The sequence below is a fragment of the Acinetobacter sp. UNC436CL71CviS28 genome (genome assembly GCF_000620525.1).
GTDB lineage: Bacteria > Pseudomonadota > Gammaproteobacteria > Pseudomonadales > Moraxellaceae > Acinetobacter > Acinetobacter radioresistens.
The window spans coordinates 18,811-34,232 of sequence record NZ_JIBB01000015.1 but is presented as its reverse complement, the minus strand read 5'-3'; the positions used below and the strand labels follow the sequence as shown (position 1 = coordinate 34,232).

General features: G+C 38.3%; 13 protein-coding genes. 2 read left to right on the top strand and 11 right to left on the bottom strand.

Translation table 11 applies throughout. From position 1 onward, the window contains the following. Positions 1-3: 3 nt before the first annotated feature. Positions 4-921: a LysR family transcriptional regulator gene (locus N518_RS0107330; RefSeq protein ID WP_005025533.1), complete on the bottom strand. Its 918-nt coding sequence runs from the start codon at positions 919-921 to the stop codon at positions 4-6. 709 nt (positions 922-1,630) lie between these two features. Continuing rightward, a complete protein-coding gene (gene gltS, locus N518_RS0107320) occupies positions 1,631-2,857 on the bottom strand; it encodes a sodium/glutamate symporter (protein WP_005014746.1) in 1,227 nt (408 codons plus the stop codon). Positions 2,858-3,209: 352 nt separating this feature from the next. Here gltS and N518_RS0107315 point away from each other — a divergent pair, with 352 nt between their 5' ends. Continuing rightward, positions 3,210-4,418, top strand: a complete 1,209-nt coding sequence (locus N518_RS0107315) for an MFS transporter (RefSeq protein ID WP_017401085.1) — start codon at positions 3,210-3,212, stop codon at positions 4,416-4,418. A gap of 301 nt (positions 4,419-4,719) precedes the next feature. Here the strand turns inward: N518_RS0107315 and N518_RS0107310 are convergent, their stop codons facing one another. The 4 genes from N518_RS0107310 to N518_RS0107295 are packed head-to-tail and all read right to left on the bottom strand — an operon-like array spanning position 4,720 to position 8,334. Further along, a complete protein-coding gene (locus tag N518_RS0107310) occupies positions 4,720-5,667 on the bottom strand; it encodes a siderophore ABC transporter substrate-binding protein (RefSeq protein WP_005025528.1) in 948 nt (315 codons plus the stop codon). A gap of 9 nt (positions 5,668-5,676) precedes the next feature. After that, positions 5,677-6,441 (bottom strand): ABC transporter ATP-binding protein, encoded by a 765-nt coding sequence (locus tag N518_RS0107305; protein WP_026444108.1) that lies wholly within the window; start codon positions 6,439-6,441, stop codon positions 5,677-5,679. After that, positions 6,426-7,388 (bottom strand): iron chelate uptake ABC transporter family permease subunit, encoded by a 963-nt coding sequence (locus tag N518_RS0107300; RefSeq protein ID WP_005025524.1) that lies wholly within the window; start codon positions 7,386-7,388, stop codon positions 6,426-6,428. Before N518_RS0107300 ends, N518_RS0107305 begins: the two co-directional genes overlap by 16 nt. After that, positions 7,381-8,334 (bottom strand): ABC transporter permease, encoded by a 954-nt coding sequence (locus tag N518_RS0107295; RefSeq protein ID WP_005025520.1) that lies wholly within the window; start codon positions 8,332-8,334, stop codon positions 7,381-7,383. The genes N518_RS0107300 and N518_RS0107295 overlap by 8 nt, the downstream gene beginning before the upstream one ends. 451 nt (positions 8,335-8,785) lie before the next feature. Here N518_RS0107295 and N518_RS0107290 point away from each other — a divergent pair, with 451 nt between their 5' ends. Further along, a complete protein-coding gene (locus N518_RS0107290; protein ID WP_005025518.1) occupies positions 8,786-9,271 on the top strand; it encodes an Lrp/AsnC family transcriptional regulator in 486 nt (161 codons plus the stop codon). 124 nt (positions 9,272-9,395) lie between these two features. Here N518_RS0107290 and N518_RS0107285 read toward each other — a convergent pair whose 3' ends face one another. The 5 genes from N518_RS0107285 to N518_RS0107265 all read right to left on the bottom strand — a co-directional run bounded on the left by N518_RS0107285 (position 9,396) and on the right by N518_RS0107265 (position 15,277). Next, positions 9,396-9,614 carry a hypothetical protein gene (locus N518_RS0107285; RefSeq protein WP_017401086.1) on the bottom strand — a complete coding sequence of 73 codons (219 nt, stop codon included), beginning with the start codon at positions 9,612-9,614 and terminating at the stop codon, positions 9,396-9,398. A gap of 403 nt (positions 9,615-10,017) precedes the next feature. Next, complete coding sequence (locus N518_RS0107280; RefSeq protein WP_017401194.1) at positions 10,018-11,262, bottom strand: PD-(D/E)XK nuclease family protein; 1,245 nt, start codon at positions 11,260-11,262, stop codon at positions 10,018-10,020. A gap of 131 nt (positions 11,263-11,393) precedes the next feature. Further along, complete coding sequence (locus tag N518_RS0107275) at positions 11,394-14,033, bottom strand: bifunctional aconitate hydratase 2/2-methylisocitrate dehydratase (protein WP_005014764.1); 2,640 nt, start codon at positions 14,031-14,033, stop codon at positions 11,394-11,396. Positions 14,034-14,468: 435 nt separating this feature from the next. After that, positions 14,469-14,828, bottom strand: coding sequence for a hypothetical protein (locus tag N518_RS0107270; protein ID WP_005025514.1), 360 nt, complete (start codon positions 14,826-14,828; stop codon positions 14,469-14,471). 92 nt (positions 14,829-14,920) lie between these two features. After that, the gene (locus N518_RS0107265; RefSeq protein ID WP_005025512.1) at positions 14,921-15,277 is read right to left on the bottom strand and encodes a hypothetical protein; all 357 of its coding nucleotides are present in this window, start codon (positions 15,275-15,277) and stop codon (positions 14,921-14,923) included. Positions 15,278-15,422 lie beyond the last annotated feature (145 nt).

Genomic DNA, 15,422 nt, shown 5'->3' with positions numbered 1-15,422 from the left:
AACTTACATATAATAATGTGTACGCTGATGAGAGAATTTCTGCAACTGTTTTAAAAAGCCTGCAAAATAGTCCTTTTCCTTCTCTTCAGTACGATAACCCGCATATAAAGTCCGTCTCAGGCCTTTCTCTCCCGCACATTCCAGACGACGGCTGATGACCCAGCCTTTCTGTTCATATTCATTGACCACCCAGTCTGGTAAAGCTGCTATACCGCGTCCGCTGGCAACCAGCTGAATCAGCATCTGGGTCAGATCGGTAGTACGGATGTGTTTGGGCTGAATATTGGCAGGAATAAACAGTTTTGCCATAATATCCAGCCGATGTTTATCAACCGGATAAGTAATCAAGGTTTCCTCAGCCAGCTGCTGTATCGTAATTTGCTCAACACGGACCAGTGGATGGGTACTGGCAAGCACAAGACGAGATTCATACTCAAAAATTGGAAAATACTCCACCCCTTTTAGAGCAATCGGATCAGCTGTAATTAACAGATCAAACTCGGCAGTTTGCAAAAGTTCATGAGGGTTAGCTTCAAAGCCGGAAGCAAAATCCAGATCTACATCTGGGTACTGATGACGATACTGGTTGAGAAGTGGCATTAGCCAGTCGAAACAGCTATGACATTCTGAAGAAAATATAATACGCCCAGTTTGTCCATGAACAATACGAGTTATATCACTTTGTGCAAGTTGTATCTGTGGCAGAACATCATCTGCCAGTCGTAACAGGCGTTGCCCAACATTAGAAAAAGTTACAGGGCGGCTTCGGCGATTTACTACTTCAGTTCCATACCAGTGATCCAGTTCCTTTAACTGATGAGAAATTGCTGACGGCGTAAGGCATAAATCATTAGCAGCAGCCACCAGCGAACCATGTTCACGTAAAGCCAGTAAAGTTTTTAAGTGACGGATCTCAAGCATAAATTAAACTTAAAATGTTCAAATGAATTAAATTCAATATACCATGAATTTAATTAGTTTTACTCAATTATAACTTTTCTTTATTATTCTTAAATAAGTTAATTTTACCCATAAAAATTAGGATGAATATTTTATTAAGCCAATATTCTTGACTACTCGGGTACCAAGGCAAAATATGAATATTAATTTGCAGAAAAAGACTATGGACAAGGAAAAACTGACCAGAATAGATTTCTGGAAAAAACTCAGCCGGTTGAAGATAACAAGCAGAAAAATCAGATTGATGCCAGCTTTAGCCTGTTTACAATTGGCTATTTTATTTTTTATGAAGGTTTTTTAATTCAGACAGTATTACACTTATTTTTTTTATATTTTCAAGCTGTTAAGAAATTAAATAAGATAGAATATTTAACTTTCTCTCGCCCTTCCCATTATATTGAAATCTACTAATTTACCTAAGTTAATAGCTTATTTTATAAAGGTAAATAATCATTCCTATCTTTAAAGCAAGCCGATCATAATAGTTTAATGCTAACCCTATAATCTTTATATACCAGTTAAATGCCTATAAAAACCTATAAATTATTAAAAGAGATTTGATATCAACTGGCCTGTCAGTTGCTATATGCTTTTGGGTTTGAATTTATAGTCTGCGTATACTGAATATAAAAAATAGACCTTTAAATTAGGTCTATTTTTTAAATGAAAATTAGAAAAAAGATAATATGCCCTGAATTACCACTGCATTAATAATATCAACAAAAAATGCTCCACATAATGGTACTACTAGAAAAGCCTTGTGTGATGGGCCATAAGTATTGGTGACTGCCTGAATATTGGCAATGGCTGTAGGTGTAGCCCCCATACCGAAACCACAATGCCCTGCACTTAAAACCGCAGCATCATAATTTTTACCCATAAAGCGGTAAGTCACAAAAATAGTAAATAAGGCAAGCCCTGCTGTTTGCGCAATGAGTATTACAACCAGGGCGCCTGCCAGATCTGCCAGTAACCAGAGTTGAAGTGATAGCAAAGCAATTGCCAGAAAAACAGATAATGAAGCATTGCCAAATACATCAATAGCCCGATCAAAAATATTTACTTTAAAAACATTTTCCAGAATATTACGCAGCAATACTCCTGTGGCCAGCGCCCAAACAAAAGTAGGCAGTTCAAACCATTGTCCTGCACTGATATCAGTCATCCAGTTAGCAGCATAAATACAGAAGGCAAACATACCAAGCGTAGTCACTGCATTACTGGCAGTAATCAATCGGGTTTTACGTGGATACTCGAACGGCGCAACATCTGTTTCAAGCCCAGGAGGTGTTTCATCATCACGCTGGTTATAGGGAATTTCTTCTGCCAGTTGATGACGCCGGATTAGAAATTTAGCGACCGGACCACCCATCACTCCCCCAATAATAAGACCAAATGTCGCACTGGCCATACCGAGCACAATCGCTCCCTGAATGCCATATTCGGTTTCCAGAATCTCTCCCCAGGCACCTGCTGTTCCATGACCACCTGTTAAAGTAATTGATCCGGCAATCAAGCCGATGAGCGGGTCAAGTCCTAATAAAGTTGCCAGACTCATGCCAATTGCATTTTGTACAAGTACATAGAAAGCTACACAAACCAGAAATACCAGCAAGGCCCCGCCGCCCTTCTTCAGTTTGACTAAACTCGCGCTCAAACCGATTGACGAGAAAAACATGAGCATAAAAATATTCTGTACATTACTGTCAAAATTTACACTCATATTAAGAAAATTATGGAGCAGGTAAGCAATAAGCGCAGCAATCAAGCCGCCTACTACTGGTTCAGGAATATTATACTGTCTCAAGAAATTAATTCTTTGAATCAAAAACCGGCCCAATAACAGGACCAGTACAGCTAATACCAAGGTTCCAAAAGCATCGATTTGATAATTCATCTGGTTTCCTGATTTTCTTTATCATTTATTTCGTAAGTTCTAGCCTCAGTATGCGACTAGTTGAAAGTTCTTTATGTATCAGCTTGTTTAGTTTAAGTTTTTATAGAGTTTTATTTTGACTAATTAAAAATCAAATTTGGTTTAGCATGTTTCTCCAACTCGAACTAATTTGCTTATATTTCTGTTAGATACGTTAAATACTTAATAGTTCCCTACTCACTTGATCAAACTCATTAATAAACTCTCATATATAGATAAAATAGTACCTAAATATGAAGTGATTTTTTATTTTTTTATATTTTTTACCTATTTTTCCTTATAATTCGCGTTCTTGTTATTTTTTTAAGTAGTTATGCCTCTAATAGAAGACTCTCCTGTCGAAAAAAAATCTTATTCGCTCTTTCTTGCCATTTTCGCTTTAGCACTTGGCGGATTTTGTATTGGTACGACTGAGTTTGTTGCTATGGGCCTGATTCAGGAAATTGCAGCAGATCTCAACATTTCTGTTCCAGCTGCCGGGCATTTTATTAGTGCTTATGCGCTAGGCGTAACCATTGGTGCGCCGGTAATCGCGATTTTAGGCGCCCGAATACCACGTAAAATATTATTAATAGGTTTAATGCTATTTTATGGGATAGCGAATGGATTAACTGCTTTAGCGCATAGTACTGAAACTGTCATGCTGTCACGTTTTATTGCCGGATTACCGCATGGGGCTTATTTTGGTGTAGGTGCTCTGGTCGCAGCAGAGCTGGCCGGTCCTTCGCGTCGTGCTTCGGCAGTTGCACAAATGATGTTAGGGCTTACTCTGGCAACAGTGGTTGGCGTACCCTTGGCCACCTGGCTAGGTCAGCAGTTTGGCTGGCGAACCGGTTTTGAATTCTCTGCCTTGATTGCTTTTTTAACTGTAGCAGTGGTCATACTCTATATTCCAAAAATTCAGGTTCAGGCTACAGCGAGTATCAAGACAGAACTGGCCGGACTTAAAAATGTTCAGATGTGGTTAACACTAGGCGTCGGTGCAATCGGTTTCGGGGGGATGTTCTCGGTTTATAGTTATGTTTCACCCATTCTGACTGAATATACTGGCGCAAATATTGAAGTGGTGCCTGTAGCATTAGCAATATGGGGAGCAGGAATGGTCATTAGCGGTCTGGTTGCAGGCTGGCTGGCAGACCGGTATTTAAATAAAACTATTGTTGGTATTCTGGTTAGTTCAGCTTTAGCTTTCGTGTTAGCCAGTTTTATGCTTTCTGATCTATATACTGCGTTTCTAGCTCTATTTCTCATCGGCCTGACTGTTATGGGCTTAGGTGGAACTTTACAAACCCGTCTAATGGACGTTGCTGGTGAAGCACAAGCCGTTGCGGCATCCCTGAACCATTCTGCTTTTAATCTGGCAAATGCTTTGGGCGCCTTTTTAGGAGGTTGGGTACTGAGTCATGGTATGGGCTGGCTAGCACCTGTCTGGGTTGGATTCGTGCTCAGTCTTGGCGGTTTAATTATTTTATTATTTGCTTTCGCTGTTGAAAAGAAACAAAAGCTCTTACAGACCAGTTAAAAATGACTTGCTTAAATATCGGTCAATTTTTCGCCTCTATAAGATAGAGCTTGTATGCAGCTGTTCCTTTTAATTCAAAAGTCATTTTGCAACGATTTCAAAATAATTTTTAGCTGAAAATTCTCGCTAGCCAACTTAAATTATGTTTTAATGCAGGCAGTTTGAGATGAGCCTCATACAGTATATAGCACGATCTATATACGACTAAGCCCCGCACTGCGGGGCTTTTTTATCACTTAACTTTTTAAAAATAACTTGTGAAGATGACTTGACTGGCACTCTTGCTTTAAATTTAGACAGCTTAGTTTAAGGCAGTTTCGACCTCTTTCAGCATATCTTTCATACCGCCCAGTCCACCATTCATTAAATACCAGTTGCTTGAATCCAGATATACAATGTGACCATTTTTAGCAGCTTTGGTCTGGTTCACAATATTATTGTACAGAATATGTTTTGCACCATCCTTCTTGTCGGTAATAGCTGCGCCGCGGTCAATCACGAATAGATAATCCGGATTTTTCTGTGCAATGAATTCATGTGAAATTGCCATGCCATGTAACCCTACTTTAATAGATGGATCAGCTGGAGTGAAACCGTACAGATCATGGATATTACCAAAACGTGAACCCGGGCCATAGGCAGCAATTTTATTATTATTAACCAGCACGATCAGAGCAGTCTTGCCTTTAGTCTTTTGCTTAATTTCAGCAATATCCTGTTCTAGCTCGGCCAGTTCCTTTTCAGCCTCCGCTGTTTTACCTACCATTTGAGCAATATTCAGTGTTTGCTGTTTAAAAGAGTTAAATTGGTCTTTATAGTCAATATCAATAAAATAGGTAGGTGCAATCTGTTTGATCTGATCAACCAGATTTTCCATTCGGCCACTCATCAGGATCAGTTGTGGCTGGCTGGCTGCAATTCGTTCCAGGTTCGGTTCTTTTACTGTACCGACATCTGCATATTTTTGGTCATTAAACTTGTTTAATACTGCTGGTAAAGGTGTACCTTTAGGTAAAGCTACCACCTTCTCATCTGCTCCTAGTTCATGAATGGTATTTAATGCATTGGTATCTAATACTGCAATTCTTGAAAGATTAGCCGGTACATCAATATTACCTGCCTTGCTACTAAAGCTTAAGGTATCTGCACTCTGCGCTTGTGTTGTACCTTCAGAAGGTATATTAGAATTGCTGCATGCAGTAACCACAGCGGCCAAGGCAATGGCGAGTACCTTCTTGTTAAAAAACATATCTATCTCCTAGCTAATAAAGTACAGACCAAGTTTGTGTTGCTGAACTTGCTGAATTGGAATCGCAAAATCAAAAATATGCTGCAGTACATTTTCCTGCATAATCTGTTCGGGTGTGCCCTGATAAAGTAACTGTCCATCTTTCATGGCAATAATCTGGTCGGCATAGACCGAGGCAAAATTAATATCGTGTATTACCACAATAATTGACTTGCCATGATTCACCGCCAAGTCTTTCAGTACCCGCATAATTTGTGCAGAGTGCTTCATGTCCAGATTGTTTAAAGGTTCATCCAGCAGGATATAATCTGTATCCTGTGCCAGAACCATAGAAATATAAGCTCGCTGGCGCTGGCCACCTGAAAGTTCACTCAGCTGTTTATGCCGTAACGGTTCTAGTTCCATGTAGGCGATTGCCTGATCAATAATCTTTTGGTCTTCAGCTTTTAAGCGGCCCTGTGAATAGGGAAAACGTCCAAAAGCCACTAAATCTTCAATACTTAAACGTAATTCCGTATGATTGGACTGTTTAAGAATTGCCAGCTTTTTAGCAATCTCGGTACTTCTCATCTGCTGTATATTCTGGCTATCGAGCAGAACGTCGCCGGTAGCAACCTGAGTCAAACGGCTAATCATTGACAGCAAAGTACTTTTGCCTGCCCCATTTGGCCCGATAAAAGCAGTAAACTGTCCTTTGGCAATAGTAAGCGACACATCATTTACCACCTTCTGCCCGTGATAGCTTTTGCTTAAATTTTTCAGCTCAATTGCCATTTTTTATTTTCCTTCAACAAAATCCAGAAGAAATAAATTCCACCGACAAAATTAATAATGACACTCAGCGTCGTTTTAAAATTCAGCACATGCAGGACAATAAACTGCCCAATGACCAGAGACAGGACACTGACCAGAATGATGCCAGGCAGCAGAATATAATGCTGATGGGTTTTAAAAAGTTCTAAGGTAATATTGAGTACCAACAGACCCAGAAACATCATAGGTCCAGCCAGCGCAGTTGCTGAGGCCAGCGCCAGAACTACCAAAATCAGCAAAATACGGCTGGTTTTATCGTAATCCAGCCCCAGATTAAGAGCATGGTCACGGCCCAGTGCCATAACGTTCAGACGGTGATGGTGTTTAAAGCTATAAAGTAAAATTGGTAAAATAGTGAGTAAAGCTAACCCTACGGTTTCCATTTTCACTATGTTAAAACTGGCAAAACCGGCATAAGCAGCTATCTGGAACTCATCCGGATCGAGCAATACCTGAAAAAAGGTGGTCATATTGTCAAACAATGTTGAACAGATCAGGCCAACCAAAAGTAGAAAGTAGATATTCTGTTGCGCGACTTTCTGAAAAATAAAACGGTAAAGCAAGAGCGCAAAACTGACCATTAATAGCAGGCTAATCAGGTAATCAGTCACAAAATTTATTGACAGTAAGGTACTTGCACCAAAGAAATAAATGATCATGGTTTTAGACAGCTCATATAGCTTGTCTAAACCTAATGCCTGAGGAGTCACTACGCGGTTATTTACAATAGTATGAAACACTAAAGTAGATACCCCAACCGCTATGCCAGCAACAATAATTGCCATGATTGTCTTTAAACGGAGCTTCACAGCAAACTGCCAGCCTGTGCCCAGATTCCAGCCGAGATACAAGGTAACCATAATGATTACAGCAAAGCCCAAAACCATCAGTTTGGTACGGTTATGCATAACGGTACCTCCGTAGCAAGAGCCACAAGAAAAGCACACTGCCCAGTACACCCATAATCAGACTTACTGAAACTTCGTACGGATAAATCACTATACGTCCAAACAGATCACAGACCAGTACCAATAAAGCCCCTAAAATTGCAGTATGCGATAAAGTCTTGCGGATATTATCTCCGAGATACAGACTTACAATATTGGGAACAATCAAACCTAAGAATGGGATAGCTCCAACTGTGACGATGACTACACCAGTAATGACAGATACCAGAACTAGTCCTAAAAATAAGATCTGTTTATAATTGAGGCCTAAATTAGTTGCAAAGTCTTCTCCGATACCTGCCAGCACAAAGCGATTGGCCAGAAAATAACTCACTATTAAAATGGGTACACTTAAATAGATCAGCTCATATTGACCATTTAGAACGGTTGAAAAGTCTCCCTGTAACCATCCCGCCAGATTTTGTAACAAGTCCATTTGCAAAGCGATAAAAGTCGTAAATGCAGAAATAATACTGCCAAAGATCATACCAACCAGAGGAACAAAAACGGTATCCCGATGCTTGAGTGTGGCTAGAATACTCATAAAAACCAATGCACCGGCCAATGTAACTAAAATTGCAAAACCGGTTTTAATAAAAATAGAAGCGGCTGGCAACAGGATAATCGAGATGAGAACACCTAACCGGGCACAATCATAAAGACCGGCTGTAGTTGGGGAAACAAAACGGTTCCGGCTGAGTGACTGCATAATCAGCCCACAAACACTCAGCCCTGCACCTGCAACTAAAATGGCCATTAAGCGTGGTAAACGGCTGGTCCAGAATAATTGCCATTCATGAATATTGCCTGTCAGTAATCCGGTAATATTCATTTCGCCCACACCTGTAAATAACGAAATAACAGCAAGAGGAACAAGCAAAAGAAACAGGTAACGGCGTTTAATCATGGCAGGGAAATAACATGCGAAGTTAAAGCAAAAAGAGCGGAGTAATTAAGAAAATATCACAAATGAGAATAATTATCTTTAATATTTATATTTTAAACTTTAAGAATGACTACTTATATTAAAAAATTTTATTTTTATCAAAAACTTAAATTAAGTTAAACTCGAAGACAGTTTTGTTTAAGTTTGTAATTATTAATTTTATTAAATTATATTTTAAGTTTTTAATTCTATAAAATTAGTTAGAGAAACTCATAGCCCTTTTAAATCACCCTTATTTAAAAGAGCTATAAGTTTAATCAAAGCCTTTACCCAATTGACTCTGATTTTATGACCATAGTGTATCGTTAAATTTTACAAAATATCTCCCGAATTTCCTGTTAATTTTGCTTATATACAGTACAAAAATTAAGTATATTAAGTATTAACAGAATAATTTTCTATAGTTTGAATTTTGAACAGCACAGATTACACATTAGATAAAATAGACCGAAAAATTTTATCGGCTTTAAGACAGGACGGCCGTTTAACTATCGCTCAGCTAGCTGAACAAGTTGGACTTTCTTCTTCACCTTGCTGGACTCGGCTTAAACGCCTTGAATCTTTAAAAATTATTGAAGGCTATACTGCCAATATTAATCCTAAAGCCATTGGTATTAATGAGCTGTTCTTTATCGAAATTACACTTGAACGGCATGATGATGAAATTCTGGACCAGTTTAGTGAGGCCTTAGCGAATATGCCTGAAGTCGTTGAAGCACATCTGGTAACTGGCGATTATGATTATCTGGTCAAAGTAGCAGTTAAAAACTCAGAACACTATGAGCGTTTCTTACGTAAAAATTTATATTCTATGAAGGGGGTACGTCATACCCGTTCAATTTTTGCTTTACGTCCTCTAAAACTGGCAAATAATGCAGATTTACTCATGATTGAATAAATTAAAGGCTAAAAAGCTATCTCGTATATTTAAACTATGTATATTTTACTATTTTTAATAACAGAGAAGTACCTTATGTAAGCAGCTTCTCATTATAGGGCTTTTTAATCTCTAAAATTTCAGCTCAGCTTTCAATGTCGTAGACCCAGTTTTTAGCTTGTTGGTCAGTGATAATTTCACAGACATAATAGTCATGATCCCAAGCATCTTGATGGAAGATTTCCTTTTTATGGTAAGTCACTTGTTTACCATTTTCGACGCAGACGAAGCTGTCACCTTGGTCTTTGACTTGGGTTCCGTTGAGGAAACCGCCGATGCAGAGGAAGCGGGATTGTTTAGACATTCTCTTTTAAACTAGCATATTTAAGGAAATTTAATAACTTATTGCCTATCTTGTAAAGATTATATTAATATAGAAAATATCAATTAACTTCAAATTTTATAGTGTGAACCCTTTTTTAAAAAATATGCTCAAAATTTAACTCTAAAAAATCAGTAAATTTCCGAGTGACTCTCTTTTTTAAGCCTAATCTCTATATAGTCATATAGTTTATTCACTTGATTGTTATAAATTATTCTCCTGCGAGGAATTTCATCATATTTAAACTTATGAAGTTTCTTCTTAAGTTTAAGGTCCGCTGAATATTCCACATATATATGTATAAGTATTATCAATTAGATTAATACTTAACATATATATGGAATACTAATAATTTGATTTTGATAATACTAAAAAATTCTTATTTTTATAGCTTTAGAATAATATCCATTTCCTGCAACCTATCCTTAATGAAATCATCTAGAAAATTATTATCTTTAACAGCCAATAATTTAAATGCATCACCAGAAAAATTTCTTAGATTTTCTATACCTTTGCTAATCAGACCATCAGGGATTTTTTTCCATTGTTTAGCTTGCCCCCATGTTGGTAGTAGACGTTCTAGATCATTCAAATTAAAATGACACTCTTCTGATAACGTGATCCCATAATGTAAATTATCTTTAGCTGCTACAAACAAAAAAGTAACATGAAGATTTTTTTTGCTTCTTAATACACAACCAATAACATTCCTTTTACTTTCTGGATTAATATTACTAAGCTGCTTAAACCATTGTTGGCAATTTTTAAATGTATAATGTATATCTTGGAATTCAGGAGATATTTCATAATTTCCTGTTTCAATAAATTTATGTTCAAAATATGCAAATAATTTAAAAAGTAAGTCTCCTCTATAATTACTACTGTTAAATTGATTAGAGATTTGCTTAATCGCCTGAAGTTCGTTGGGTGTCATTTCTAATAACATATTTTTTAATTCTTTATTTACAGTTACCAGCTCATTAGTCAACATTCTTAGTAAATTAATATACTGATTAAGAGCTGACTGAAGATTTGTTAAGTGATTAAATTGAGACTTAATATCCTCAAGCCATGAAATAATATCTATCTTATAGCTTAAACATCTTAAATTTATATTAATTAACTCATTATTAGCTTGAATTAAATACTTATTATCAACTTTTTTAATATTACCTAATGAAGAAAAACTTGGTTCATTTCCAAATAACGTTAAATAAATCAATAATGGTTGCTTTTTAGCATAATTTTTACAAAAGTTAAAATATCTTTGTAATTGTTTAGATTGATCGACAGCATAAATTTTATTTTCCAAAATAATTATCTGTTCTTCATTTTCAATCATTAAATCAATCTGGCCATAATCATTAAATCTTTGCTCCTTTTTTGTTTTTATATTACCTCTAATCTTAAAATCTAATTTAAAAAACTCTACAAAACTTTTTAAGAATAAATCTTTTTGCCCATGTGTTCCCTCAGGATCTAATAACTCTTTCAAAATTGGGGTATGGGTGAATACTTCACTATTTGATACTCCACAGATTTTTAATAGATTGAAGTTATTACCATGACTATTGTTTTCTTCTAGAATATTTAGAGTGGACTGAATGATCTGACTAATTTTACTGTTCATTTACCTACTCAAAAAAATAAGGGCTGATTACTCAGCCCTTATTTTTAACTCATCTTATCTTAATTTTCAAAGAAAATCAGAGCATTGCTTTTACACTTGGGAAACGTCTTTCGACTTTTCCCTCTCGCTTATTAAGTCAATTGAGCAGCAGAGATCTTTTTAGTGTCAACCTTGCTTGCTTCAGATGTATAGTCAGACATTTGATCAAAGTTCAGATACTTATAAATATCTGCTGCCATGCTATCAATTTGAGAAGCATACTGCTGATATTCTTCCGGTGTAGGAAGTTTACCCAGTACAGCAGCCACAGACGCCAGCTCAGCAGAAGCCAAGTAAACATTTGCACCCTGACCCAGTCGGTTCGGGAAGTTACGGGTAGATGTTGAAACAACAGTAGTATTTGGTGCTACACGTGCCTGGTTACCCATACACAGTGAACAGCCTGGCATTTCAGTACGTGCGCCAGCTTTACCATAAGTGTTGTAGAACCCTTCTTCCATTAACTGACGTTCATCCATACGAGTTGGAGGAGCCAGCCACAGACGAGTAGATAAAGAACCACCAGGTACTTTGTCTAGAAGTTTACCCGCTGCACGGAAGTGACCGATATTGGTCATACAAGAACCGATGAATACTTCATCAATCTTGTCACCTTGTACCTGAGAAAGCAGTTTTGCATCATCTGGATCGTTCGGACAGCAAAGAATAGGTTCTTTGATATCAGCCAGGTCAATTTCATATACTTTAGTATATTCAGCATCAGCATCAGCTTTAAGCAAGCTTGGGTTAGCAAGCCATTTTTCCATGTTTTCAACACGGCGTGCCATAGTACGAGCATCGCCATAACCTTCAGAAATCATCCATTTTAACATGGTGATATTTGAACGAAGGTATTCAGCAACTTTCTCTTCAGAAAGCGTGATCGCACAGCCAGCAGCAGAACGCTCAGCAGAAGCATCGGAAAGTTCAAATGCCTGTTCAACAGTCAGGTCATTTTCCATTTCTGACAGGTCGATCTCAAGAATACGACCAGAAAAAATATTTTTCTTACCTTTCTTCTCGACAGTCAGGTCACCTGCCTGAATTGCATAGTAAGGAATTGCATGTACCAGATCACGCAGGGTGATACCAGGCTGCATTTTGCCTTTAAATTTCACCAGTACAGACTCTGGCATGTCAAGAGGCATTACACCAGTTGCAGCAGCAAATGCTACCAGACCTGAACCCGCCGGGAATGAAATACCGATTGGAAAACGGGTATGTGAGTCACCGCCAGTACCTACAGTATCTGGAAGAAGCATACGGTTTAGCCAAGAGTGGATAATACCGTCACCTGGACGCAGAGAAACACCGCCACGGTTCATGATGAAGTCCGGAAGCGTATGCTGCATCTGTACGTCTACTGGTTTTGGATACGCAGCTGTGTGACAGAAAGACTGCATGACCAGGTCCGCAGAGAAACCTAAACAAGCCAAGTCTTTTAACTCGTCACGAGTCATAGGGCCAGTTGTATCCTGAGAACCTACAGTCGTCATTTTCGGTTCACAGTAAGTACCCGGACGAACACCTTCACCTTCTGGAAGACCACAAGCGCGACCTACCATCTTCTGGGCCAGTGTAAAGCCTTTACCAGTATCTGCTGGCTGTACAGGTGTACGGAACAGTGTAGAAGGACCAAGGCCCAATGCTTCACGTGCTTTCGCTGTCAGGCCACGGCCAATAATCAGGTTGATACGGCCGCCTGCACGTACTTCATCTAGAAGTACTGGAGTTTTCAGTTCAGATTCAGCGATTTGTTCGCCGTTTTTGAACGCAGTAACTTTAGCTTCGTCTTTATTGACTTTAAGAACGATTTCATCGCCCATGTTCATTTCAGAAACATCGATCTCAACTGGTAATGCACCAGCATCTTCCATCGTGTTAAAGAAAATAGGAGCAATTTTACCACCTAAGCACACGCCACCATCTTTTTTGTTTGGAATGTGCGGAATTTCTTCACCAAAGAACCAAAGCACAGAGTTGGTTGCAGACTTACGGCTTGAACCTGTACCAACTACGTCACCTACATACGCAACCTGGTTGCCTTTAGCGATCAGGTCTTTAATCTGGCTTAATGGACCAACTTCACCCTGTTTTTCAGGATTGATACCGTCACGTTCATTCTTCAGCATTGCATTTGCATGTAATGGAATGTCTGGACGGCTCCAGGCATCCTGTGCTGGAGACAGGTCATCAGTGTTGGTTTCACCTGTTACTTTAAATACAGTAATTTTGATTTCTTCAGGAACATCTTTACGGCTAGTAAACCATTCAGCATCTGCCCAAGATTGTAAAACTGCTTTTGCATTTGCATTTCCAGCTTTAGCTTTATCTGCCACGTCATGGAATGCATCAAATACAAGAAGAGTTTTTTTCAGTGCTTCGGCAGCCAGTTCAGCCAGTTCAGCATCATCAAGTAATTCAACTAAAGGGGCTACGTTATAACCGCCGAGCATTGTACCTAACAGGTAAACTGCACGCTCTTTAGAAATTAATGGAGAGGTCGCTTCACCTTTTGCCACGGCAGCCAAGAAAGCAGCTTTTACATAAGCTGCTTGATCAACACCTGCGGGAACTCGGTTTTCAATCAAGTCAACCAGGTATGCTTCTTCACCAGCAGGTGGATTTTTTAACAATTCAACCAGCTCAGCTGTTTGAGTATCGTCAAGTGGCTTCGGTGGGATTCCGAGTGCGGCACGTTCTTCAACGTGTTGGCGGTAAGCTTCTAGCACGGTGTAATTCCTCTTTTTTAAAAAATTACTTGTGAATTCCAGCTTCTTCAAAGCTTCACAAATAATATGGACTGTAAAATTTTACTAAAATTCCCGATAAAAGTTAATGCAAGTAAAGTGTTTCTTTGTGATGCCCATTATTTTATAACTAAATGTTATTCATATAATCTCTCAAGTGTCTTGGATCTTGAGCCTCTGTCTCTACTAAAATTTTGACCGTCGTCAGATGACAGTATAGAAGGTTAAAGTGAAGAAAAATTCTTTTCTCCAATTATCTTTAGTCGGGTTGGCAATTTCTGAAAATTAACTGTGCATTTTGCTTTCAATAAATACATTTAAAGCTAGTTTTATTTTCAAGATTTAATCTAAGCACTACCAAGGAGCCCAAGCATCTTACTTAAAATACTTAGGCTATTTTATAAAGTTAGATATAAGTTATAGTTTTTTATATTGTGGCATCCGGTCATGTGGTGTACTCAGGCACTGTTCATAGGCCTGCTGTTTAAATTTTTCTTGTACATCAAGTTTTGCCTGCTTACCCTCAACTCTTGGCTGAAGATAAGCCTGATCCAGAATTTTAAGAATCATTTCTTTGATTAGTGGATCTTCCACACGGTTAGCATGCTCCAGTGCCCGAGCTTTATCAATCCCAGACTGGCGGTCTAGCATGATTGAACGTGCAGCATTACCTAGACTGGTACAAAAGCCTTGCCACTGCTGCTCAGGCGTTAAAGGGGGTTTCTCGCTACAGGCAGCCAAAAGTAAAGCAGTACCTATTACAATAATTTTCTTCATCTGCACTCTCCTCTTGGCCCGTATCATACCCAACTTCAATGCTATATAGCGAGCATTTAGCCCTCAAAAGCCGAAGCCCTGATCATTTAGAGTTAATCACCATAACTTAAGTACCGGGCATTATAAGGTTGCCAGTACTGTGCTTTCGTTTTGATTAATATATAGATACCAATAGCCGTACCGATGGGAAAACTAAAAAGTAAAATAATACCAAGTAAGCGAGACAGGCGCCGACCATAATCTGTGCCATATTTGACTTCAATTGCGGCTCGGACATGAGCCAGTGCCAGCATAACCAGCAACACTATAAAAGCCAGATTAATATATTTCTTTTCAGGCACCTGCGGAAAATACAGTACAAAAAATAGTAGGATGAAAATAGCTGCGACATACAAAATGGCTACAGCACGATGCATGCGATACACCCCGGGATTTCGTATCACGAGCATACTCATTCTCCTGATTATTCTATTATGGTTTCATTATTGTTCTCATATTAAGTATATAACTTATTTAATGAGTTATTGTACGAAATAGTGGATAAAAATATTTGAAATTTCATTTACTTTTACCGTTTAGAATTTGCAAAAAAAC